Origin of the sequence: Kaistia sp. UC242_56, from assembly GCF_044452255.1 — a bacterium.
Lineage (GTDB): Bacteria > Pseudomonadota > Alphaproteobacteria > Rhizobiales > Kaistiaceae > Kaistia > Kaistia defluvii_A.
The window spans coordinates 2,478,623-2,501,241 of record NZ_JBIOAN010000002.1; the positions used below are offsets into that span (position 1 = coordinate 2,478,623).

General features: G+C 64.8%; 21 protein-coding genes. 9 read left to right on the forward strand and 12 right to left on the reverse strand.

Annotated elements, in window-relative coordinates:
- Positions 1 to 125: 125 nt before the first annotated feature.
- Entirely contained in the window at positions 126 to 302 is a 177-nt protein-coding gene (locus ACHMWQ_RS14355) for a DUF1289 domain-containing protein (protein ID WP_396307972.1), read from the reverse strand.
- The gene (cobS, locus tag ACHMWQ_RS14360) at positions 299 to 1,102 is read right to left on the reverse strand and encodes an adenosylcobinamide-GDP ribazoletransferase (RefSeq protein WP_396307973.1); all 804 of its coding nucleotides are present in this window, start codon (positions 1,100 to 1,102) and stop codon (positions 299 to 301) included. The genes ACHMWQ_RS14355 and cobS overlap by 4 nt, the downstream gene beginning before the upstream one ends.
- Before the next feature lie 140 nt (positions 1,103 to 1,242).
- On the opposite strand from cobS, the gene cobT reads away from it, so the two are divergent.
- Positions 1,243 to 2,271: a nicotinate-nucleotide--dimethylbenzimidazole phosphoribosyltransferase gene (cobT, locus tag ACHMWQ_RS14365; protein ID WP_396307974.1), complete on the forward strand. Its 1,029-nt coding sequence runs from the start codon at positions 1,243 to 1,245 to the stop codon at positions 2,269 to 2,271.
- A 1-nt stretch (position 2,272) separates the two neighbouring features.
- Here cobT and ACHMWQ_RS14370 read toward each other — a convergent pair whose 3' ends face one another.
- The gene (locus tag ACHMWQ_RS14370) at positions 2,273 to 3,805 is read right to left on the reverse strand and encodes a sensor histidine kinase (protein ID WP_396307975.1); all 1,533 of its coding nucleotides are present in this window, start codon (positions 3,803 to 3,805) and stop codon (positions 2,273 to 2,275) included.
- A gap of 78 nt (positions 3,806 to 3,883) precedes the next feature.
- On the opposite strand from ACHMWQ_RS14370, the gene ACHMWQ_RS14375 reads away from it, so the two are divergent.
- The gene (locus ACHMWQ_RS14375) at positions 3,884 to 4,531 is read left to right on the forward strand and encodes a uracil-DNA glycosylase family protein (RefSeq protein WP_396307976.1); all 648 of its coding nucleotides are present in this window, start codon (positions 3,884 to 3,886) and stop codon (positions 4,529 to 4,531) included.
- A 129-nt stretch (positions 4,532 to 4,660) separates the two neighbouring features.
- Entirely contained in the window at positions 4,661 to 5,149 is a 489-nt protein-coding gene (locus ACHMWQ_RS14380; protein ID WP_029073853.1) for an Lrp/AsnC family transcriptional regulator, read from the forward strand.
- A 53-nt stretch (positions 5,150 to 5,202) separates the two neighbouring features.
- On the opposite strand, the gene ACHMWQ_RS14385 is transcribed toward ACHMWQ_RS14380, so the two are convergent.
- From ACHMWQ_RS14385 to ACHMWQ_RS14405, 5 genes are all read right to left on the reverse strand, one after another.
- Positions 5,203 to 5,889 (reverse strand): ABC transporter permease, encoded by a 687-nt coding sequence (locus tag ACHMWQ_RS14385; protein WP_396307977.1) that lies wholly within the window; start codon positions 5,887 to 5,889, stop codon positions 5,203 to 5,205.
- Positions 5,886 to 6,596, reverse strand: a complete 711-nt coding sequence (locus ACHMWQ_RS14390; RefSeq protein WP_396307978.1) for an ABC transporter permease — start codon at positions 6,594 to 6,596, stop codon at positions 5,886 to 5,888. The genes ACHMWQ_RS14385 and ACHMWQ_RS14390 overlap by 4 nt, the downstream gene beginning before the upstream one ends.
- 71 nt (positions 6,597 to 6,667) lie before the next feature.
- The gene (locus tag ACHMWQ_RS14395) at positions 6,668 to 7,432 is read right to left on the reverse strand and encodes an ABC transporter substrate-binding protein (RefSeq protein WP_396307979.1); all 765 of its coding nucleotides are present in this window, start codon (positions 7,430 to 7,432) and stop codon (positions 6,668 to 6,670) included.
- Between the two features lie 137 nt (positions 7,433 to 7,569).
- Positions 7,570 to 8,193, reverse strand: coding sequence for a molybdenum cofactor guanylyltransferase MobA (mobA, locus tag ACHMWQ_RS14400; RefSeq protein ID WP_396307980.1), 624 nt, complete (start codon positions 8,191 to 8,193; stop codon positions 7,570 to 7,572).
- Positions 8,181 to 9,419 (reverse strand): benzoate/H(+) symporter BenE family transporter, encoded by a 1,239-nt coding sequence (locus tag ACHMWQ_RS14405; RefSeq protein WP_396307981.1) that lies wholly within the window; start codon positions 9,417 to 9,419, stop codon positions 8,181 to 8,183. The genes mobA and ACHMWQ_RS14405 overlap by 13 nt, the downstream gene beginning before the upstream one ends.
- Before the next feature lie 80 nt (positions 9,420 to 9,499).
- On the opposite strand from ACHMWQ_RS14405, the gene ACHMWQ_RS14410 reads away from it, so the two are divergent.
- The gene (locus tag ACHMWQ_RS14410) at positions 9,500 to 10,189 is read left to right on the forward strand and encodes a GntR family transcriptional regulator (protein ID WP_396307982.1); all 690 of its coding nucleotides are present in this window, start codon (positions 9,500 to 9,502) and stop codon (positions 10,187 to 10,189) included.
- 217 nt (positions 10,190 to 10,406) lie between these two features.
- Positions 10,407 to 11,375 (forward strand): ribosome small subunit-dependent GTPase A, encoded by a 969-nt coding sequence (rsgA, locus tag ACHMWQ_RS14415; RefSeq protein WP_396309449.1) that lies wholly within the window; start codon positions 10,407 to 10,409, stop codon positions 11,373 to 11,375.
- Positions 11,376 to 11,387: 12 nt separating this feature from the next.
- Here rsgA and ACHMWQ_RS14420 read toward each other — a convergent pair whose 3' ends face one another.
- From ACHMWQ_RS14420 to ACHMWQ_RS14430, 3 genes are all read right to left on the reverse strand, one after another.
- Entirely contained in the window at positions 11,388 to 12,590 is a 1,203-nt protein-coding gene (locus ACHMWQ_RS14420) for a TCR/Tet family MFS transporter (RefSeq protein ID WP_396307983.1), read from the reverse strand.
- 482 nt (positions 12,591 to 13,072) lie between these two features.
- Positions 13,073 to 14,599, reverse strand: a complete 1,527-nt coding sequence (locus tag ACHMWQ_RS14425; protein ID WP_396307984.1) for an AAA family ATPase — start codon at positions 14,597 to 14,599, stop codon at positions 13,073 to 13,075.
- A gap of 413 nt (positions 14,600 to 15,012) precedes the next feature.
- Positions 15,013 to 15,486, reverse strand: a complete 474-nt coding sequence (locus tag ACHMWQ_RS14430; protein ID WP_396309450.1) for a VOC family protein — start codon at positions 15,484 to 15,486, stop codon at positions 15,013 to 15,015.
- A 312-nt stretch (positions 15,487 to 15,798) separates the two neighbouring features.
- Between ACHMWQ_RS14430 and ACHMWQ_RS14435 the strand changes: the two genes are divergently transcribed.
- The 3 genes from ACHMWQ_RS14435 to ACHMWQ_RS14445 all read left to right on the forward strand — a co-directional run bounded on the left by ACHMWQ_RS14435 (position 15,799) and on the right by ACHMWQ_RS14445 (position 20,404).
- Positions 15,799 to 16,368: a TetR family transcriptional regulator gene (locus ACHMWQ_RS14435; protein WP_396307985.1), complete on the forward strand. Its 570-nt coding sequence runs from the start codon at positions 15,799 to 15,801 to the stop codon at positions 16,366 to 16,368.
- A gap of 28 nt (positions 16,369 to 16,396) precedes the next feature.
- Complete coding sequence (locus tag ACHMWQ_RS14440) at positions 16,397 to 17,293, forward strand: NAD-dependent epimerase/dehydratase family protein (protein ID WP_396307986.1); 897 nt, start codon at positions 16,397 to 16,399, stop codon at positions 17,291 to 17,293.
- Positions 17,294 to 17,950: 657 nt separating this feature from the next.
- The gene (locus ACHMWQ_RS14445; protein WP_396307987.1) at positions 17,951 to 20,404 is read left to right on the forward strand and encodes an arylsulfatase; all 2,454 of its coding nucleotides are present in this window, start codon (positions 17,951 to 17,953) and stop codon (positions 20,402 to 20,404) included.
- A gap of 117 nt (positions 20,405 to 20,521) precedes the next feature.
- On the opposite strand, the gene yghX is transcribed toward ACHMWQ_RS14445, so the two are convergent.
- Positions 20,522 to 21,409: a YghX family hydrolase gene (gene yghX / locus ACHMWQ_RS14450; RefSeq protein ID WP_396307988.1), complete on the reverse strand. Its 888-nt coding sequence runs from the start codon at positions 21,407 to 21,409 to the stop codon at positions 20,522 to 20,524.
- Between the two features lie 221 nt (positions 21,410 to 21,630).
- On the opposite strand from yghX, the gene ACHMWQ_RS14455 reads away from it, so the two are divergent.
- The gene (locus tag ACHMWQ_RS14455) at positions 21,631 to 22,611 is read left to right on the forward strand and encodes a TIM barrel protein (RefSeq protein ID WP_396309451.1); all 981 of its coding nucleotides are present in this window, start codon (positions 21,631 to 21,633) and stop codon (positions 22,609 to 22,611) included.
- The last annotated feature ends 8 nt before the right edge of the window (positions 22,612 to 22,619 follow it).

The window sequence follows — 22,619 nt, forward strand, 5'->3', positions numbered from 1 at the left end:
CTGTACGGCTCCGTATGATGGCGATCACACGCTGCGGCGACTGGGTTCGGACGGCGCCTTGGCCTTCGATTTCGCGGGGAATTCCTGAGAACTTCAGCGCGCAACTGCGACATCGACCGGGCCTGTCAGACGTTCACCTTCGCCAGGCTCTCCAGCCGCTCGGGCAGGCGCTTGATCACCGCGCGGCGCTGGTCTTCCGTCATGCCCGACCATTGGCTGATCTCGTCTAGGCTGCGGCCACAGCCCTCGCAGAGCTCCGACTCGGGATCGAGCACGCAGAGGCTGATGCAGGGCGAGATCATGTCGCCGCGACGATCGCCATCAGATAGGTGACGAGCGCGATCTGCTGGGCAGCGCCCAGCGTGTCGCCGGTTTGCCCGGCAATCTGCGAGGCGCAGAGAAGCTGGAAGGCATAGGTCGCCGCTGCTGCGACGAGGAGCGCGACGACGGCCGGGAGGATTCCGGTTCCGATCGCGCCGCAGATCAGCGCCGCCACCACGCCGATGCCGATGGCCGTCAGGCTAGTGTCGCGGGAGGGCCGTCCGGTCGCGCTGGCGAGGCCTTCGAAGCGCGCGGGGGGCAGGGCCGCCCAGAGCTGGACGATCGCCGCGCGGCTGACGATTTCCGCGCCGATGAGCGCGGTGGCGACTGGCCAGGCGCCGTAGGGCAGCAGGTTGGCGATCAGGGTCGTGCGGAGCAGCAGCGACAGGATCAGCGCTACCGCGCCAAACGTGCCGATCCGGCTGTCGCGCATGATCTCCAGCTTGCGCGTCGCGGTCGTGCCGCCGCCGAAACCATCGGCGGTATCGGCAAGGCCATCCTCATGCAGGGCACCGGTCAGCGCGATCGTCGCCGCGAGCGATAGGGCGGCGGAGGCCAGCAGGGGCAGGCCGAGCGCGTGGGCGAGCAGCAGGGCGATGGCGCCGACAAGGCCGACCAGCAGCCCGACGCCCGGGAAAGCGCGGGCCGCGATCGTGAAATCGGGCCGCCGATCCGCGGCCACGCCCATCCAGGCCGCCGGCAGCCGCGTTAGGAAGGCTGTCGCCGCCGCGAGTTCCGACAGGGAGTTGCGAAAGACGGTCCGGAACTGGTCATCGGTCATGGCAATTGCCCCCGTCGGCGGATCGTCGCACCGACTCGGCGTCATCGACGCTTGCGGTACGCTGGAGGAGGGTTATAGATCGCCCGCCGCCGGCCGCAAAGTATGCCGATCCATCCACCCCGCACCTAGCCGAGATATGCATGGCCCGCTCCGCTTCCGGACTTCCCTTCGACGACATTCGCGCGCTCTTCGACGAGATGCCGGGGCGCGACGAAGCGGCCGTGCTTGCCATCCGGGCGCGCGATGCGCAACTGACCAAGCCGGCCGGTTCGCTCGGCCGGCTGGAGGATCTCGCCGAATGGCTGGGCGGCTGGCAGGGCAGGGCGCGCCCCGCCGTCACCCGTCCGCTGGTCGCGATCTTCGCCGGCAATCACGGCGTCGCGGCGCAGGGCGTCTCCGCCTACCCGTCCAGCGTCACCCAGCAGATGGTCGAGAACTTTGCCGCCGGCGGCGCGGCGATCAACCAGATCTGCATCGTCTATGATCTCGGGCTGAAGGTGTTCGACCTCGCGCTCGACATCCCGACCGGCGACATCACGGCGGAGCCGGCGCTGGACGAAGCCGGCTGCGCCGCCACCATGGCGTTCGGCATGGAGGCGACGGCGGGCGGCATCGACCTGCTGGCGATCGGCGAAATGGGCATCGGCAATACGACGATCGCCGGCGCCGTCGCGGCCGGCCTGTTCGGCGGCACAGGCAGCGATTGGGTCGGACCCGGCACCGGAGTCGACGCCGAAGGCGTGGCCCGCAAGGCTGCCGTCATCGACACGGCGCTTGAGCTGCATTCCGCGCATCTGCGCGATCCGCTGGAAGTGCTGCGCCGCCTCGGCGGGCGCGAGCTTGCGGCCATGGCGGGCGCGATCCTGGCCGCCCGGATGAGTCGCATCCCGGTCATCATCGACGGCTATGTCGCCACCGCCGCCGCCGCGGTGCTCTACAAGATCAACCCGTCCTCGCTCGACCATTGCCAGTTCGGCCATGTCTCGGCCGAGCCGCCGCATGCCAGGCTGCTGGCGGCGATGGGCAAGACGGCGCTGCTCGATCTCGGCATGCGTCTCGGCGAAGGCACGGGCGCGGCCATGGCCGCGGGCCTCGTCAAGGCGGCGGCGGAGATCCACACCGGCATGGCGACCTTCGCGCAGGCCGGTGTCTCGGGCAAGGCGAACTGAGCTAGCCGGCCGAGCGCCAGAGAATGACGTTCTCGCGGGCGGGAACGTCCTCGCTCTGGGTCTCCAGCACGCGGGCGCGCGGCAGGCACAGGGTCGCAACCGTGCCGGCCCCCATTGTCGAGCGCAGCTCGAAGGTGCCGCCATGGAGACGGATCAGCGCCTCGACCATCGGCAGCCCCATTCCGGCGCCCGGCTTGGCCATGTGAATGGCGCTCTCGCCCTGCTGGAAGGGCGAGAGAACTAGGGCAACCTCCCGGGCCGGAATGCCCGGGCCTGTGTCGCGCACGGAAACGTATTGCCCGCCGCCCGCCGTCCAGCCCGCCTGAAGCGTGACCGTGCCGCCGGCCGGCGTGAACTTGACCGCGTTCGAGAGCAGGTTGAGCACGGCGCGCCGGAGGCCGGCGGGGTCGGCCCGCACCAGCGGCAGATCGGGTTCGATCTCCAGCACGAGACGGAGCTCGCGGCTGCGTGCTTCGCCCGCGACCATGCTTTCGCAGGCACGCACGATCGCTTCCAGCGCGACGGGTACCTCGTGCAGCTCATAGCGCCCCGTTTCGAGCCGGGAGAGGTCCAGGATCTCGTTGATCAGCGACAGCAGGTGGCCGCCGCTCGCATGAATGTCGCCGGCATATTCGCGGTAAGTGCCGTTCTGCATTGGCCCGAGCACTTCGTTCTTCATCACCTCGGAGAAGCCGAGGATCGCGTTGAGCGGCGTGCGCAATTCGTGGTTCATCGTCGCCAGGAAGCGCGAGCGCGCCAGTCTGGCTTGGTCGGCGAGTTGAAGCGCGTGTTCCGCCTGCTCGCGCGCGACCAGCAGTTCCTGGTAAAGACGCGCATGCTCGGCACGAGCGAGGATTCCGTCGCGGATTGAGCGACGCTCGCGCACCGAGAGACAGACGAAGAAGATCGCGGTCGCACCGGATAGCCAGGCGAGCGCGACCAGCAGAGGCTCCTCGCGAAACGCGAAAAGGGCGACGAGGGTCAATGCGGCGGGCGCCGTCGCGGCTATCACGGCCTCGGGCAGGGCCGCCGCGAGGGCCGTGGCGGCACAGGCAACGGCCAGCAGGATGGCGAACTGGAAAACCGCCGCCTCGGGTCCATGCTCCGCCGAGAGCAGGACGAGAATCCCGACCCAGCTCAGGCCGCAGAGACATTCCGCGACCAGGAACAGCCCGCTCCAGAGCCGCGTGTCCATCGCCTCCCGCTTGCGATAGCTGAGGCACAGAACGCCGAGCAGCGCGTGACTGCAGAGGGCGACGAGGCTCCACACGACGACCGAGGCCGACGGCAGCCAGGCAGAAGCCAGCCCGGCCGCCAGCAGAATGAGCGCCGCCATGGCCGGGCTGCCGGCAAGCCGGCTTCGCGCGTAGCTGGCAAGAAGGGACTTCCGCAGGTGCAACTTGGTAGGGTCGAAACTGGGGGCGATGGTATCCGGATCGGCGATGTCGTCGACGACCCCGCGGCGCCGTTCAACGCGGCCGCTGGGCAGGGGAGTTGTTTCGGTGTCGACCGTTGCCGCCGTCAGGCCTTGCATCCCACGACTTCCTTGAAGGAAGCACTCTAGCTGGTTGCTGAATTTGCGTTTCGAACGCTTAATGCCAACTTGATGAGCATGGTTAAGTCATTGCTAAATCCCGCCCCATCGGCCCCTGACGACCTGGACCAACTGGTTGAGGAGATCCGCCAATGTCGGATCTGCGTCGACCAGCCGAGCGGCCGGCCCCTGCCGCATGAACCGCGCCCGGTCGTCCGCGCCTCCGCCACCGCCCGCATCTTGATCGCGGGCCAGGCGCCGGGCACGCGTGTGCACGCATCCGGCAAGCCGTTCACCGACCCCTCGGGAGATCGGCTGCGCGACTGGACGGCAATTGGCGAAGCGGAATTCTATGACGAGGCGCGGATCGCCATCGTCCCCATGGGCTTCTGCTTTCCGGGGCTCGATGCCAAGGGCGGCGATCTGCCGCCGAGGCGCGAATGCGCACCCGCCTGGCGCAACGCGCTGCTGGACCGGATGCCGGCCGTCGACCTGGTCCTCGCCGTGGGGCTCTACGCGCAGCAATTCCATCTGGGCAAGCGCGTGCGCGGCAGCCTGACGGAGACGGTCGCCGACTGGCGGGCTATCCTGGACGAGACCCATGCGCCGAGGATCCTGCCGCTGCCGCATCCCTCGTGGCGAAACTCCGGCTGGATCAAGCGGAATCCGTGGTTCGAAGCCGAGTTGCTGCCCGTCTTACGAGGCCTTGTTGCTGCGCGGCTCTAAGCGCCGAGTTGACAACATCCGCCGAAATAAGCATTCATCACGGAATAATATTCTCAATTGCCAGACGAAGAAAGTGGTCATTGGAAAATGATACTACTGTCGTCCAGCCCCAAGGCAGAGGGTTCCTGAATGATTGACCGCCTCGACCGAAAAATCCTGCAAATCCTGCAGGAAGACGCCACCATCCCCGTCGCGGAAATCGGTCGGCGAGTCGGCCTTTCGACCACGCCCTGCTGGCGGCGCATCCAGAAGCTGGAAGAAGACGGCGTTATCACCAAGCGCGTTGCCGTCCTCGACCCGAAGAAGGTGAATGCCAAGGTCACCGTGTTCGTCTCGATCACGACCAGCCAGCACAATGAAGAATGGCTGAAGCGCTTCGCGGAAGTCATCCGCGACGTTCCCGAGGTAGTCGAATTCTACCGCATGAGCGGGCAGGTCGATTATCTGCTGCGCGTCGTCGTGCCGGACATCGAGGCCTATGACCTGTTCTACAAGCGGCTGATCTCGCGCATCGACATTGCCGACGTCTCCTCGGCCTTTGCGATGGAGCAGATCAAATACGCAACGGCGCTGCCGCTGAACTACATCCCGCTCGAAAAAGACAAGGGCATGGCATAGGGGCTTCGCTCTCTGCCATCTAGCGCCGCGGCGGGCGACCCTGCCGCGCGCGTTCAGGCGGATCGCATGTGTCGCGTCAGGCGGTGTTCAAGCTTGTCCCAGACACGGCGGATGATCTCGACCACCACCAGATAGAGCACGGCCGCCCAGAGATAGACCTGGAAATCGAACGTGCGGGAATAGGCGAGGCGGGTGACGCCCATCAGGTCGAACACGGTCACGATCGCCGCCACCGAAGACCCTTTCACCATCAGGATCACTTCATTGCCGAGCGGACGTAGCGCGATCAGGATCGCCTGCGGCATCACGATCTTGCGGAAGATCTGCCGCGGTCGGAGGCCGAGCGACATGGCGGCCTCGCGCTGGCCTGCTGGCACGGCGCGGATCGCGCCCCGCAGGATTTCCGCCTGATAGGCGCCGGTGTTCAGCGTGAAGGTGAGCACGCAGCAGAAGAAGGCGTCCCGAAACAGCCACCAGAGGCCGATGGCTTCGAGCTGTGTCCGGAACTGGCCGGCGCCGTAATAGACGAGGAAAACCTGCGCCAGCAGCGGCGTGCCGCGGAAGAAATACATGTAGCCGAACGATATCGCCCGCAAGATGCGGCTCCGGCTCATTCGCGCCAGCGCGACGGGGATGGAGAGCAGCGCGCCAAGCGTGATCGAGATGACGACTAGTTGCAGCGTGACCACCAGGCCCTGCAGCATGCGCGGGCCATAGGTGGCGAGAGCGTCCCAATTCATGACGCTCTCCTAAGGCCGCGATTGGCCCAGCGTTCGATCGCGACGATGCCGATGGACGAGATCATCGACAGCGCCAGGTAGATCAGGCAGGCGACGCCGAAGAACAGGAAGGGCTCCTTGGTCACCCGAACGGCGAGGCCCGTCTTGCGCAGCAGATCATCCAGCGCGATCACCGAGACGAGCGAGGTGTCCTTGAGCAGGATCAGCCAGAGATTGGCGAGGCCTGGAAGCGCGAGACGCACGAGCTGCGGGATGATGACCAGTCGAAGCGTTGTGGCCGGCCGAAGCCCGAGCGCATAGGCGGCTTCATACTGGCCGCGGGTGATGTTGTTGAAGGCGCCAAGGAACACTTCCGACGCATAGGCCGAGAAGACCACGCCGAGCGCGATCATGCCGGCGATGAAGCCATTGACCTCGACCGTCGCGCCGCTGAACAGCCCGACGATGCGTTGCAGCGCGATCTGGCCGCCGAAATAGACAATGAAAATCGTCAGCAGCTCCGGCAGCCCGCGAAACACGGTCGTATAGGCATTGCCGAAGGCGCGCAGATAGCGGTTGGGGCTGCGCTTGGCCAGGGCGACCAGGAAGCCCAGCGCCAGGCCAAAGGGAACGGTAGCCAAAGCGAGCCGGATCGTGAGCCAGGTGCCTTGGAGCAGTTCGTCGCCCCAGCCATCCGGCCCGAAACTCAGCAGTCTCAGTAGATCCACGCCGCCCGTCCCCCCACGGTCCTTTCATGCGGAACCGCGAGGCAGGGTGCGTGCCCTGCCTCGCGAGATCCCTATTCCTTCCAGATCGAGAAGGGGAAGTACTTGGCGTTGATCTTGTCGTAGGTGCCGTCTGCCTTGATAGCGAGGATGGCCGCGGAGATCTGGTCGCGCAGGTCGCTGTCTTCCTTGCGAACGGCGGCGCCGACGCCATCGGTCGGCAGGTCGGTGCCGACGAACTCGTAATTGGCGCCATCTGCCGTCTTCAGCCAGTCGAGGCCGGGCAGCTTGTCGACGAAGAGCAGGTCGATGCGGCCTGCCACCAGGTCGAGATTGACCTCATCCTGGGTCGGATAGAGCTTGATGTCGGAGCCCTTGTACTTCTCTTCGAGTTCGGTCGCCTGCACGGTCGAGGACTGCGCGCCGATCGTCTTGCCCTTCAGGCCTTCCGGCGACGTGTCCTTGATGCCGGCGCTCTTGGGCGCCACGAAGGAGGAGGGCGACTGGTAGTAGGGGCGGGAGAAGTCGATGACCTTCTTGCGCTCGTCGGTGATCGACATGGACGAGATGATGGTATCGAACTTGCCGGCCTGCAGCGCCGGGATCAGGCCATCCCAATCCTGGACGGTGAAGGTGCACTCGGCCTTCAGGTTCGCGCAGATCGCCTTGGCGATATCGACGTCGAAGCCACCGACCTGGCCGTCCGCGCTGACGGAATTGAACGGCGGGAACGCGCCTTCGACGGCGACCCGGATGTTCTTCCATTCCTTCGCCTGAACGGCGCCGGAGACAGCCATCAGGGCCAAAGCCGCAATGGCGACCCGCTTCACGATACGCATATTGAATTCCCTCTGACGCGCGTTTCTACCGGAATTGGAGCGCCGGTCCTTGCGCCGCTTCCCTGGCCGGCACCCTCTTGTGTCATCTTCCCACCTTTTGCGGGCGGGCCGCAACTGTCCTGGAATTCAAAGCAGTTTCAGGCCGGACGAGGAACCCCGAGCCATGCGTCCGCCTCGTCACGTTCCTCAGGCGTGTTGAGATTGAGGAACGGATCGGGTCCGTGCAGAGGCAGTTCGAAATTGACGACCGCAAAGCCGCAGGAGGCCAGGAAAGCCCGCACGCCCTGGCTCCGGGCGGTCAGGCGCCATTCCTCCAGGACATCGGCCAGAGCCACGGGCCAGAGGGCGACGACGGGGTGGTCGCGGTCGCCCGATGCGGCAATGGTGATCCGGCGGGCATCGCTCTGGCGTGCGGCCAGTTGCGCCACCAGATCGACGGGGAAGAACGGGGTGTCGATCGGGACGGTGGCGAGGAATTCCGGTCGCTCCGGCAGTGTCTCGGCCCAACGCAGGCCGGCGAGCACGCCGCCAAGCGGCCCCGTATCGGGCCGATCATCCGCAAGGACGGGCAGGCCACAGGAGGAGAACCTGGCCGGATCGCCATTGGCGTTGATCGCAAGTGTCTCGACCTGGGGGCCGAGCCGGGCAATCGCGCGTTCGATCAATGGCTGCCCGCCAAGCTGCACGAAAGCCTTTTCGCGGCCCATGCGGCGCGAATTGCCTCCGGCGAGGATCAGTCCTGCTATCGTCATCGGCTCCATTTTCGGTTGAGGAGCATGAAAGCTCCGCCCGCGACTATTCCCCAGAATGCCGCTCCAACACCGAAAAAGGAAAGGCCCGACGCTGCTGTTACAAACGTCACGATTGCCGCATCTCTGTGCGCCGCGACGCCGATCGCGCCTGCCAGTGCGCCGCCAAATGCGCCGAGAAGGGCGAGGCCGGTCGCGGCCTGGATCAGGACCTGCGGCGCTGCCGTGACAAGGGCGGCGGCCAGCGTGGCGCCAAGCCCCAGGAACAGATAGGCGACGCCGCCCGCGAACGAGGCGACCCAGCGCCGCGCAGGATCGGGATGCGAATCGGGTCCCGCGCACATCGCCGCCGTGATCGCCGCGAAATTCAGCGTATGACCGCCGAGTGGCGCCACCAGGACGCTGGCGATGCCGGTGCCGAGAAACACCGGCCCCACCGGCGGCTCGTAGCCATTGGCCCGCATCACCGCGATTCCCGGCAGGTTCTGCGAGGCCATGGTGACGATGAAGAGCGGGATGGCGAGGGAAATCAGCCCCTGGAAGGTGAAGCTCGGCACGATGAAGACGACGTCGGGGATGGCGTGATCGATCGCCAGTCCGCCGGGCGGAAGGGTCCAGACAATCAGCGCGACGGCGGTCGCGACCGCCGCCGGAACGGCCCAGATCCGCCGGATTCGGCCGACAATCGCCCAAACCAGAACGACGGGGAGGGCGAGGCCGGGCTGCAGACCAACCGCCTTGGCAGGAGCGAGGCAGAGGCTGAGGAGGATGCCCGCCAGCATGGCGCTCGCCAGCACGGGCGGGATCGCCGAGACGATCCGACCGAACGGCTTGATCAGACCGGCCGCGATGATCAGCACGCCGGCAAGGATGAAAGCGCCGACAGCGGCCGGAAAGCCGCCTTGGATCAGGCCCGTCGCGGCGAGCAGCACCGAACCCGGCGTCGACCAGGCGATGGTGATCGGAATGCGGTAGCGTTGGCTTAGGACAATCCCCAGAACGCCTTGCGCGATGCAGATCGCCAGCAGCCCGGAGGCGGCTTGCGCCTGCGTTGCGCCAACGGCTGTAAACCCTTGCAAAACAACGGTGAACGTACTCGCGAAGCCGACAAAGGCGGCGATGATTCCCGCGAGGATCGGCTGGGTCAGCCCGGCCGATCGGCGCGGGGAGCCAGGGCCGCCTTCGGCTTGGTTCACCCTCTCGAGATCGGTGGTGCGGGCCTCGGTTCGCATATCCATCGTCGCTATCCACATTGCATTCGGTCAACGAATTGTTAGATTGGATCCAATCGACAGGCAAGGGTGGATCGAGGGAGGCCATGGGGATGACCAGCGCGCTGTCGCAACTGCTCGAAGCCGCGCCGCCGCGCTATCGCACGGCCACCGAATATGTCGAGGCGACGTTGCGCGAGGCGATCCTATCGGGGGCAATTGCGCCGGGAACCCCCCTTCGCCAGGAGGAACTGGCCACCACCTTCAAGGTCAGCCGGATGCCGATTCGTGAGGCTTTACGGCAACTTGAGGCGCAGGCCCTGGTCGATTTCGAGCCGCATCGCGGCGCCGTCGTGGTCCAGATCACGCTGCTGGACGCGATGGACAATTACGCCATCCGCGCGGCGCTCGAACCGCAGGCGCTGCGTCTCTCGATCCCGCATCTGACCGAGGAGGATTTCACCATCGCCGAGGAGATCCTGGCCGAGATCGACCAGGAGACGGACCCCGGACGGATGGGCGAGCTGAACCGCCGCTTCCACATGACGCTCTATGCGCAAGCCGGCCTGCCGCGCCTGATTGCGCTGACGGAACAACATCTTGCATCGGCCGACCGGTATCTGCGCTTCCATCTGGCGGCGATCGGCGACATGGGCCAGGACGAACATCGCGACATGCTGGCCGCCTGCCGGGCGGGTGACGAGGCGAGGGCGATCGACGCGCTCGCCCGCCACCACGGCCGCGCCAGCGCGGCGATGCGCGCCTTCTTCGAGGCCCGCGAGGCTCCCAGGGGTTGACGCGCTTGCGCCGGGCGGCGGCGGGGGCCTATAGAACCCGACGTCGGACGGTCGCCGGTGACGCCGACAAACCGTGCCGCGGGCGGATTTTCCGTTAGCTTGGCGTTAGCCCCCTGTTACCCGGGAAACTGTCCATGACGATGACGCCCCAACGCCTGGCCCGATCTTGAGCGAGCTGCGGATCGACCCGGCCGCCGAACCCTCGACGCTGGCGGGGATGGGGTGGTCAGATTTCTTCGCCGACCAAATCGGACCCGACGATGCCGGCCTGGTGCCGATGCGGATCGCGACCGTGCACCGGGCGCGGATGAGCGCCGTCTCGGTCGATGGTCCGCACCGGATGATGCTGCAGCCCCATACCAACACCGGCGACTATGCGGTGGGCGACTGGGTGCTGGTGGAGCCGGGCACCAACTGGCTGCGCCGCCGGCTCGAACGCAAGACGCTCCTGCAGCGCCGGATCGAGGGCGGCACCCAGCCGCAGCTGACCGCCGCCAATGTCGACACGCTGTTCATCGTCACCTCCTGCAACGCCGATTTCAACGTCGCCCGGCTGGAGCGTTATCTGGCGCTCGCCAACCAGGCAGGCACCCGGCCGGTGATCCTGCTCACCAAGGCCGACACCGTCGAGGACGCCGATGCCTATGCGGCGCAGGTGACGGCGCTGCAGCGCGGGCTCGAATGCGTCACGCTGGATGGCCGCAGCGGCGCGGCGGCGGCAGCGCTCGCGCCCTGGTGCGGGGAGGGGCAGACGGTGGCGCTGATCGGCTCCTCCGGCGTCGGCAAGTCGACCCTGTTGAACACGCTGGCAGGCCCCGATCAGGACGCGCCGCAACAGACCGGCGGCATCCGCGAGAGCGACGCCAAGGGCCGCCACACCACGACCTCGCGCTCGCTGCACCGGATTGCCGGCGGCGGCTGGGTGATCGACACACCGGGCATGCGGACGCTGCATGTCAGCGACGCAGCCGAAGGCATCGAGCAGCTGTTCGCCGAGATCACGGAACTCGCGCCGAATTGCCGGTTCCGCGATTGCACGCATGAGCACGAACCCGGCTGCGCGGTGCAGGCGGCGGTCAAGGCCGGCACGCTCGACCCCGACCGCCTCAGCCGCTGGCGCAAACTCCAGGACGAAAACCGCGCCAAGACGCCGGTTCTGAAGGGGCCGAGGGGCAACAAGCGCTGAGCCGTTTCCGGCTCAGCCTTCGGCCGGGACGGGATCGGCCGCCGGCGGCTTGAACCTCAACCCGAGCACCAGCGGCACGCTGATCGCGTAGACCACGACGACCGTCAGCCAGATCGCACCGGGCCACTGATCCTGGAACAGGAAATAGAGGCTTGAGAAGGTGAGCGGCCCGACGATCGTCGCGAGGCTGACCGTCGACGCCAGCACGCCCTGGAACTGGCCCAGCTGGCTTTCGTCGACCTGTCGGGTCGCCAGCGATTGCAGCGCCGGCACGCCGATGCCGCCCAGCGCGAAGATCGGCATGATCGCGAAGACGATCCAGCCTTCGCTGGCGAACGCGATGACGAGCAGCGCGATCGACGCGCCGGCGACGCCCGTCAGGATGGCGCCGCGTTCGCCGAGCCATTTTACCGCCGGGCCGGGCAGGAACGCCTGCGCAAGGGCCTGGCAGATGCCGAAGGCGCCGAGCGAGAGCCCGATCCACAGTCCGTTCCACTGGAGGGCATCATGGCCCCACAGCGCCCAGCAGGTGCCATAGGCCTCGCCGGTGGCGCTGAAGACGAAGAAGATCAGGATGATCGGTAACAGGCTCTTCATCGAGAAGACCCAGCGCAGCGGCCGGATTGGATTGAGGGCCGTCAGTTTGATCGGCTCGCGGCTGGGCGTGCGCGACTCCGGCAGGACGAAGAAGGCCAGCAGCAGGTTACAGCCGTTCAGCAGCGCCGCGGCGATGAAGGGCAGACGCAGCCAGGCGTCGCCCAGCACGCCGCCCAGCACCGGCCCTATGATGAAGCCGATGCCGAACATGGCGTTGAACAGGCCGAAACGGCGTGCGCGCTGATCTTCCGGCGAGATGTCGGTGATGTAGGCCGTGGCGACCGCGATATTGGCGCTTGTCAGCCCGGCGACGGCGCGCCCGAGCAGCAGCATCCAGAGGCTGGGCGCAAAGGCGAGGAACAGATAGTTGACCGACGCGCCGGCGAGCGAGATCAGCAGCACGGGGCGGCGGCCCAGCCGGTCGCTGAGCGAGCCCAGCACCGGCGCGAAGATGAACTGCATGACGGCATAGAGCGCGGTCAGGATGCCGATGTAAGCGGCGACGTTTTCGGATTGGGTGACGTCGCGCAGCAGCGACGGCAGGATCGGGAAGATGAGGCCGATGCCGACGGCATCGAGGATGATGGCGGTGAAGATGACGGTGAGGGGTTTGCTCATGGCGCGTTCCGATAGGTGCAAGCATGCCGGCGCCGTTCGGCGTCAGGGGCTTGCGGGGAGGCCTGTAAATCAGGCGGTGTCGTTCCGGGAGACGCTTGCCGGACCGTGCGTGCAATCGCAGGGTCGGCTTGTGCTTGACCGCCTGGACGATAATTCGTCCACCTGTTTACTCCGCCACGCAGCGGATCAAGGGAAGCGGTCGCTTTTCGCGACGGAAGGCATGTACGCCGCTTGGCGCCGCGTCACAAGTAGTTTTTCAACGATGGATCTCAGCAACGCCATCGCACGCATTGGCCGTTGCCTGCGGCCATCTTGGGATTGCACGCATGAGCAGTAGCCCGGACGCGCCGTTTAGGCGGTAGAGTCCGGCACGCTCGACCCCGACCGCCTCAGCCGCAGGCGAAAACTCCAGGACGAAAACCGCGCCAAGACCCCGGTTCTGAAGGGACCGAGGGCGAATAAAAGGTGAGAGCGGCGCCGGCTTAGTGAGCCGTTATAGTAGGGAGGATTTTGCTCAGCGCAGACCTCAGCCTGTCCAACTTGGGGTCGCGCATTGTTCGTATCACCCAACTTTCGAACGCGATTTTAGAATTGCCCTTGAGGTGCTTCGCCGCCAGCGCAAGAAGAGCTTTGTTGTCGAAGTTGGCCAGCAAAGCCGGCATGTCTCGCCTTTCAATGGCACTATCGATCCGATCGCGCGCCTCCTTGGCGACAGCTGCGACATCCAGCGCCGCCGTCCGTTCAGTATAAGTCTCTGCAAGATCAACAGGCGATTTCACATCCTTAAAGTCGATCTTCTTAAGCGTGCGATCGATCCGTCTCCTGCAGTATCGCAGGACAACTTCGTCAATTGCGCCGGGCCTTGAGACCTCTATTATTACTTCGTCCATCAGCGCTTCTAGCTTGGCCTCCAGTTCAGCGCCTTGAAACTTTTCCTCTTCCAAGATGGCGATAGCGACGTCTGGATGCAGAAGTAGGTTTTCGATCTCTGAGACGGGGAGTGTGCCAACCCCGAATTCGGCAAGCAGCTTCTTATCCTCTTCGCTGTAGTCATCGGCGTCGACAAGACCAGCACATGTTATGCGAGTAAGGCTCGCGTTCCGACGCATCGTCGCCACAGCGTGGATGACATTCTCGCACGCGCCTCTCGGCAGCACAGTCCATTCAGGATAGCAGGCCCGATAGATTGCGAGATCGAGACTAGTTCCTGTACCTTCCACGAACAGGATCGGCTTGCGGCTACCGAGAATTAGGGTCGCTAGCTCCTCGCTAAAGCCGGTACCTTCAGGCACCGGCTCAATCTCCCATTGCCCCGGCGCCTGATATTTGCGGATTACAAACTTCTGGCCCGGTCGCGACGCAGCAAACTCCAAGTCGTGTGTGATTACGAGAAAGGCGCAATCGGGTCTTGCTGCTTCCGCCTCGTCCCAAAGTCTACTGAGAATTGCGCGGTGCACATGAAGTTCCGGCTCGTCAAAGATCAAGACCGAATCTGCCTCAGCTACTAGCACTTGCCCAATCATGTAAAAGATGGCTCGCTCTCCATCGCTCATGTCGGCCGCGCTGTAAGATGGCTGCCCATCCGCCGATATGTTGATGTCATCTCCCGTAATGAGAAGTCTGCGATGGGGAAGAATTCTGTCCCAGATGGCAGTCAGTCTCTGAAAGCGTGTCGGTACCGGTTGTTCGAGAGTGCCAGCATGAACGGCATTGTGGGTTTGTAGGGCAACGTTGGATTGCTCTGCGAACAGAGCCTGAATGAGAAAGTCGAAATCGTTGAGAAGGTAGGTCTCGGACTTGCTGCCCCACCTGGTACCGTTACGATGAGCTAGTCCTGCCCCGCCTGGGGCGTCAGCGTAGCCAAAGCGCAGTCCGGTGCGCGCCTTTTTCTCGCTAATCTTTGCAATCGTCGGATTGAGTCCCAAATAGCGATGGGCTGAGATACGATGGGCGCTCTCGCCCCACTGGATCTCAGCTTGCGCTGCTAGACGGTTTTTTTCCGCTGCCATTGGCTCCGACGAAGAACGTTGAAGAGCCTGGTGTGAGTTCGATCTCAACGGCTTCTCTCGAAATATCTGGGAGCTTAAGGGTGAAAGACATCGGTGATCACCTCGGTTGCTCCCTGATATCTACTGAGATTCTCGTTGCACACCTAGTTAGTCCGCCGGAGTCGAGGTGCCGCGGCACTCGGGCGCCCGAGTGCTCCGCCGTGTGTCCGGTCGATCTAGCGAGGCCTCGCTTGTGTCCAATGATCGGAAGCAAAGCTCGTTCTGGGGACGTGTAGCGTCGACCGTTCATTTAGGTGGCCGTAATTGCGGCCAGCCTATCAGTGTCACATCTCAAGCTCGGCGCTCTCCATGCCGTCGCTTTTGGCCAACGACGATCGGAGAGGATCCTACGGCGGCCACTCCGACATGCCGCGTCACCCCTGTCTTGCCGCCTCGATCTTGGCGACGTCGATCTTCTTCATCTCCATCATCGCCTCGAAGGCGCGCTTGGCTTCGTCGCCGCCGGCCGCCATCGCGTCCGTCAGCACGCGCGGCGTGATCTGCCAGGAGATGCCCCATTTGTCCTTGCACCAGCCGCACATGCTTTCCTGGCCGCCATTGCCGACGATGGCGTTCCAGTAGCGGTCGGTCTCTTCCTGGCTGTCGGTTGCGATCTGGAACGAGAAGGCTTCGCTGTGCTTGAACGCGGTGCCGCCATTGAGGCCCATGCAGGGGATGCCGGCGACGGTGAAATCGACCGTCAGCACATCGCCGGCCTTGCCGGAAGGATAATCGCTGGGCGCCTTGTGGACGGCATGCACGGCGCTGTCGGGAAACGTCTTGGCGTAGAAGCGGGCGGCTTCCTCGGCGTCCTTGTCGTACCAGACGCAGATCGTGTTCTTGGCAATGGCCATCGCTTTTCCTTTCGATTTCGACCCGATCGCGGCCGGGCTAACCAGACGACGAATGCCGAGGCTCCATTTCGACACGAAGCGCTCGGGGCGAGCGAAATTTTTCGGGCGATGGCGACCCGGTTTGTTTGCCGAATGAACCTCGATGTTCGTGATCCGGCCACCTTTCCAGAGCGGAGTCAAAAAACGTGGTGATGGCGGTCTTTTGCATCCACCGGCTCCTCATCCCGAATTGACACAAGCGTTCGGCTTAATTAATAACCATCCAGTTGGTAATTAATTGGATAAAATGAAGTGGCTCGGAAACGCGTGATCGACCAGCAGGCTATTCTCGATGCCGCGGAGCGGGTGGTCGGGCGCAGCGGCGCCGCCAACGTCACACTGGATGCGGTCGCGCTCGAGGCGGGGATCAGCAAGGCCAGTGTGATCTACGACTACAAGACCAAGCAGGCGCTGATCGAGGCCGTCGTCGACCGTGCCTTCCAGCGCGACAGAGAGCATCATGCGCGCGTCGAGGAAGTCCTGCCGGCAGGTCCGAGCTCCGCAATCCGCGGGCGCATCCTGGCGGCGGCCGAGCCGCCACCGGAGGCGTTCCGGGCCGTCGCCCTGAACCTCAGCGCGGCACTGACGCTGGACGATGGCCTGCGCCGGAAGATGCGTGCCAACCAGGCCGAGACGATCGGGCGGATCCTTGAGACCTCGGCTTCCGATCGGGGAGCGTTGCTCGCCTATCTGGCGCTGGAAGGCCTGAAGTTCCTCGAATATCTCGACTTTCACCACTTCGCCCGCGACGAGCGCGACCGGATTATCCGCGAGATCCAATGGCTCGTGACGGCGGTGCCCGGCGAGGCAGCATTGTCGGACTTGGCGACCGACTGAGCCCCGATCCAACTCAAGGCAGACACTCATGACTGTAACGACCGAGGTCCCGTGCATCGGGGCAACGAAGACGCTCGTCCCTTTTCGGCGCATCTTCCTGACAGGCGGCAGCGGCTATGTGGGCCGTAACCTCATCCGCCATTTCCGCGATCGGAACATGGAAGTGGTAGCGCTGGTCCGCAGCGCCGCCTCGGCCGAGACGGTGCAGGATCTCGGCGCGACGCCCTATCACGGGGACATGCTGAGCTCCGACATTGGCGAAGGAATGGCTGGCTGCGATGCACTGATTCACGCGGCTGCTGATACCAACCATGGCCCCGGCACTCGGGTGCAGACTCGCGTCAACGAGGACGGCACGCGGATCGTGTTTGAGGCGGCGTGCAAGGCCGGCATTCGAAGGGCAATCCATATCAGCAGCGAATCCGTCCTCGCCGATGGAAGACCGCTAGTGCATGTCGACGAGTCGGCGAAACTGCCGCGCAAGCCCGCCGGCAATTATTCGCGCAGCAAGGCGGCAGCGGAACGCATCGCGCTGGCGAGCAATCGCCCGGGCTTCGCAGTCGTCGCGCTGCGTCCGCGTCTGGTCTGGGGACGCGATGACACCACAGCGCTGCCGCAGCTCTGCGCCGCAGCCCGTTCGGGCAAGTTCGCCTGGATTGATGGCGGCACTTATCTGACCTCGACCACCCACGTGCCAATCTCTGCGCGGCGGTCGAACTCGCTTTGCTTGAGGGTCGGGCTGGCGAGGTATATTTCGTTTCCGATGGCGAGCCGGTTGCGTTTCGCGAGTTCGTCTCGCAACTCCTGGAAACGCAAGATATCGAGCCAACTGACAAGACAGTCCCACGCCGTCTGCTCCGCGTCGTTGCCTCGGTTGGAGATTTTATCGCGGCATTATCTGGAGGCCGGGTCAAACCGCCGCTGACGCTGCAGGCCTACGCCACCTCGGCGGTGGAGATCACGCTCGATATCGGCAAGGCGCGCCGGGAACTTGGCTACGTGCCGGTCATGGCCCGCGAAGAGGGGCTGGCGGAGATGCGGTCCGCTCAGCACGAGTAGTCGTCCAGGCGAGGGGCGTCGGCTGGACTGCCCGATACAGGACCGGCAAGTTCCGCGCCGCCGCCTATTGCGCCATGCCTATCCTGACCAAGCGGAAGAGCCGGGTCGAGCCGTCGTGGAAGTCTTGATGATTGACGGAGGGTTAGGTTCGCTATCGTGAGTATTGCCATCGGCTCCAGGCGTTGACTCGCTGGCCGGCAAGCACTCCATCTCGCCAATATGGCGCGCCAGGCGGCAGCCTCGGCGGCGCGCGAGGAGGGGTGAAGGTTCGCGTCCCTCGCCGCTTACGCGCTGGGATGCCCGCGGCCGACTCATCGCATCCGGGCGGTTGCCGGCAGGTTCACGCGCCGATTGTAACAACATCGTGCTTTCCTGCGAGGGAAACGATATTTGAGGCTCCGTCGCGTTTCGGTATCGTGGCGACGGCGGGCGAGGAAGTCCTCACCCTGCGCGTAAGTCATTCGGTTCGTATTCCATAGTATATTTCATGCCGGCAATTCACGCTGCTTGCGAGAGGTCTGCCATGATTTCGAAGCGATTTTTCTCCTTCTTCATGCTTTCTTCCAGCCTGTGCATCGCGGCCGCCCATGCGCAGACGATTACCGGAACGCCCGGGTCGCCCAGCGCGACGCAGACGATCGACGGCCGGCAGATCCCGGCGCCGCCGCTACCCTTTGGCGGCACGATCAATCTGGACGCGCCGAGCTCGAAGCCGTTCTGGCCGCCGACGGTGGTGCCGCCCGCCGGCGCGCCGAACATCCTGCTGATCATGACGGACGATGCCGGCTATGGCGTCTCCAGCACGTTTGGCGGTGTCATCCCGACCCCGGCGCTCGACCGCGTCGCCAATGCCGGCCTACGCTATACGCAGTTTCATTCAACCGCGCTCTGCTCGCCGACGCGGGCGGCCCTGATCACCGGACGCAACCACCATTCGGTCGGCTTCGGCGTCGTTACGGAGCAGTCGACCGGCTTCCCCGGCTATGATTCCGTCATCGGGCCGGAGAATGCGACGGTCGGCGAGATCCTGAAGGAGAATGGCTTCACGACATCCTGGTTCGGCAAGAACCACAACACGCCGAGCTTCCAGTACAGCCAGGCCGGACCGTTCAACCAATGGCCGGTGGGCATGGGCTTCGACTATTTCTACGGCTTCATGGGCGGCGAGACCAACCAGTGGACGCCCTATCTCTTCAAGAACACTACCCAGGTTTTCCCATGGGTCGGCAAGCCCGGCTACAACCTGACCACCGACCTTGCCGACAACGCCATCGACTATCTCCGGCAGACCGAGGCCGCCGCGCCGGACAAGCCGTTCTTTCTCTATTTCGTGCCGGGCGGCACGCATGCGCCGCATCAGCCGACGCCGGAATGGATCGCCAAGTTCAAGGGCAAGTTCGACATGGGCTGGAACGCCATGCGCGACCAGATCTACGCCAACCAGAAGCGCCTCGGCGTCATTCCCGCCAACACCGCGCTGACGCCCTGGCCGGACAGCTTGCCGAAATGGGATACGCTTTCGGCCGATGACAAGAAGCTGTTCGCCCGCCAGGCCGAGGTCTACGCCGCCTATGTCGCCTATACCGACCACGAGATCGGCCGCGTCATCCAGGAGGTGGAGGACCAGGGTAAGCTCGACAACACGCTGATCATCTATATCGAGGGCGACAATGGCACGAGCTCCGAAGGCTCGATGAGCGGCACGCCCTTCGATCTCGCGGCGCTGCAGGGCATTGATGTCCCGGTCGAGAAGCAGCTCCAATTCTACGATGCGTGGGGCTCGGACGTGACCTCGCCGCACATGGCGACGCCCTGGGCCTGGGCCTTCGACACGCCGTTTAAATGGACCAAGCAGATCGCCTCGCATTTCGGCGGCACGCGGCAGGGCATGGCGATGGCCTGGCCGGCGCGCATCAAGGATGCCGGCGGCGTCCGCCACCAGTTCCACCACATGATCGATATCGTGCCGACGATGCTGGAAGCGACCGGCGTCCAGGCGCCGCTCTCGGTCAACGGCATCGCACAGCGCCCGATTGAGGGCGTGAGCATGGCCTATAGCTGGGACAAGGCGAATGCCGATGCGCCATCGGCGCGGACGACGCAGTATTTCGAGATGTTCGGCGACCGGGCCATCTATCACGATGGCTGGATCGCCTCGACCACGCCGCCGCAGCCGCCCTGGCTGATGGGGCTTGCAAAGATGCCGGATGTCATCGGCGGCTATGACTGGGAACTATACAACCTCGCCGAAGACTATTCGCAGAACAACGACCTCGCCGCCGCCAACCCGGCCAAGCTGCAGGAACTCAAGGATCTGTTCCTCGTCGAGGCGGCGAAATACAACGTCTTCCCGCTCGACAATTCGATCGTCCAGCGCCTGCTGGCGCCGCGTCCGTCTCCCACCGCGGGGCGGAACAGCTTCAGCTATTCGGGCCAGGTCTCCGGCGTGCCGGCCAGCGCCTCGCCCGATCTCCTGGCGCGGTCCTACACCATCACCGCCGAGGTCGAGATCCCCGACGGCGGCGCGGAAGGCATGCTCGCCACGCTGGGCGGTCGCTTCGGCGGCTATGGCTTCTATCTGCTCAAGGGCAAGCCGGTCTTCGCCTACAACCTGCTCGCTCTCGAGCATTTCCGCTGGGCAGGCAAGGACGCGCTGACGCCGGGCAAGCACACCATCGCGTTCGAATTCACCTATAACGGCCCCGGCCCGGGCAAGGGCGGCACGGGCGTGCTCAAGGTCGACGACGCGGAGGTCGATCGCCAGCCGATCCCGCACTCCACGCCGTTCCTGATGACGATCGACGAAACCTTCGATGTCGGCGTCGATACGCGCTCCTCTGTGAACGACGCGGACTACCAGGTTCCCTTCGCCTTCACCGGCAAGCTCGACAACATCACCTTTAAGCTCGGCCCGACCCAACTGACCGCCAACGACCAGGCGGCGGTGCGGACCAAGCTCGCGCGGGCGAGGGACTAGCGTCCGGGAGCGGGCCGGGGCGGACACACCGCCCGGTGCCTGGAAAGGCCGTTGACGACGGCGCGACGCCTGCGTGGGTGCCGCGCCGTTTCATTTCACAGGGCGTGATGGCGCTGGCTACGCCAGATATTTCTTGAACCAGTCGATCGTGCGCTGCCAGGCGAGATCGGCGGCTTCCTTGTCGTAGCGCGGCGTCGAGTCGTTGTGGAAGCCGTGGTTGGCGCCGGGATAGATATAGGCCTCGTAGGTCTTGCCATTGGCCTTCAGCGCCGCCTCATAGGCCGGCCAGCCCTCGTTCACGCGCGTGTCCAGCTCGCCATAGTGCAGCAGGATCGGCGCCTTGATGCGCGGCACGTCCTCGGCCTTGGCCTGGCGGCCATAGAAGGGCACGGCGGCGCCGAGCTCGGGATAGGCGACGGCCGCGGCGTTGGCGACGCCGCCGCCATAGCAGAAGCCGGTGATGCCGACCTTGCCGGTGGTGCGCTCGTCCTTCATCAGGAATTCGATCGCCGCGAAGAAGTCGTTCATCAGCTTTTCCGGGTCGACCTGCTGCTGCAGTTCGCGGCCCTTCTCGTCATTGCCGGGATAGCCGCCCTTCGAGGTCAGGCCATCCGGGGCGAGGGCGATGAATCCGGCCTTCGCGACGCGGCGGGCGACATCCTCGATATAGGGATTGAGACCGCGGTTCTCGTGCACGACGACGACCGCCGGCAGCTTGCCCTCGGCCTTGGCGGGGCGGACGAGATAGCCGCGCACCTCGCCATGGCCGTTCGGCGAGGGGTAGGTGATGTATTCCGCGACGATGTCGGGATCGGTGAAGGAAACCTGTTCGGCGAGCGCGTAGTTCGGGCTCATCGTCGCCAGGATGGACGCGGCGGTGGCGCCGCCAATGGCGAATTTGGCCGCCCGGTCGAGGAATTCGCGCTTGGTGATCCGGCCATGCGCGTAGAAATCGTAGAGCTCGAGCAGTTCGGGATGGAAGTCCTTGGCGGTCAGTCGGGTCATCGGTGCCTCGTGGGGTAAGGGGCAGGGGTGCGCCGTCGCAGGGAGGGGGATGATAGCGGCTGAGAGGGGTGTGACCAGCCCTGATGGCCAGCAAAGGCGCCGGCACCTGTCGCGAGCATTCTCCAAATGCAGGGCGGGCTCGACCGAAACTTTACAGATTTCTAAAAGTGTGTGAAGTGAATGGAGCCCTTCCGCAGAACAGGTCTGATGCCGTGAACAGCTTGCGCTTTGCCACCCGCCTGAATTCTTTTGCCTCGCGCGCCGAGGCCGAATGGCCGGACCAGAAGGGCAAGCCGAGCGTCCTGCAGATGGCGGCGCGGGCGGCCAAGGTGGAGGGGCTGACGGATTTGGATCTGAACTATCCGGACCATGTCGGCGAGGATCCACGCGCCCTGGCAGGAAAGCTCGGCGATCTCGGGCTTCAGATCAATGGCTTCGCCATGCGCTACTACACCAATCCGGCCTTCAAGCTCGGCGCCTTCACCCATCCGGATGCGGCCGTCCGGCAGGAGGCGATCGACCTCACCAAGCGCGGTATCGATGCGGCGCGCGCCGCCGGCTCCAACCTGATGACGATCTGGCTCGGGCAGGACGGCTTCGACTATGCCTTCCAGGGCGACTATGACCGGATGTGGGATCACGAGATTTCGGGAATTCGTGAAGTTTGCGCGCATGATCCGGATTGCCTGATCAGCATCGAATACAAGCCCAATGAGCCGCGCGCCTACAGCCTGATGCCGGATTGCGCAACCACGCTGCTGGCGATCCAGGAGGCTGGCGCGCCCAATCTCGGCGTGACGCTGGATTTCGCCCATGTGCTCTATGCCGATGAGCAGCCCGCCTTCGCGGCCGCGCTGATCGCGCGCCACAGCCGCCTGCTCGGCGTTCATCTCAATGACGGCTACGCCAAGCGCGACGACGGGCTGATGGTCGGCGCCGTGCATTCGGTGCAGACGATCGAACTGCTGCGCCAGATCCGGCGCGATGGCTATGCCGGCGCGATCTATTTCGACACCTTCCCGGATATGACCGGGCTGGACCCCGTGCGCGAATGCGAGGTCAATATCGCCACGGTCCGGCGCATGCTGACGGTGGTCGACCGGCTGGAGCGCGACAATCGCCTCGGCGAGGCGATCGACCGGCAGGACGCGGTTGCGTCCAACGCCATCGTGCAGGAAGCCATGCTGGCGCCGTCGAACTGACGGCGACA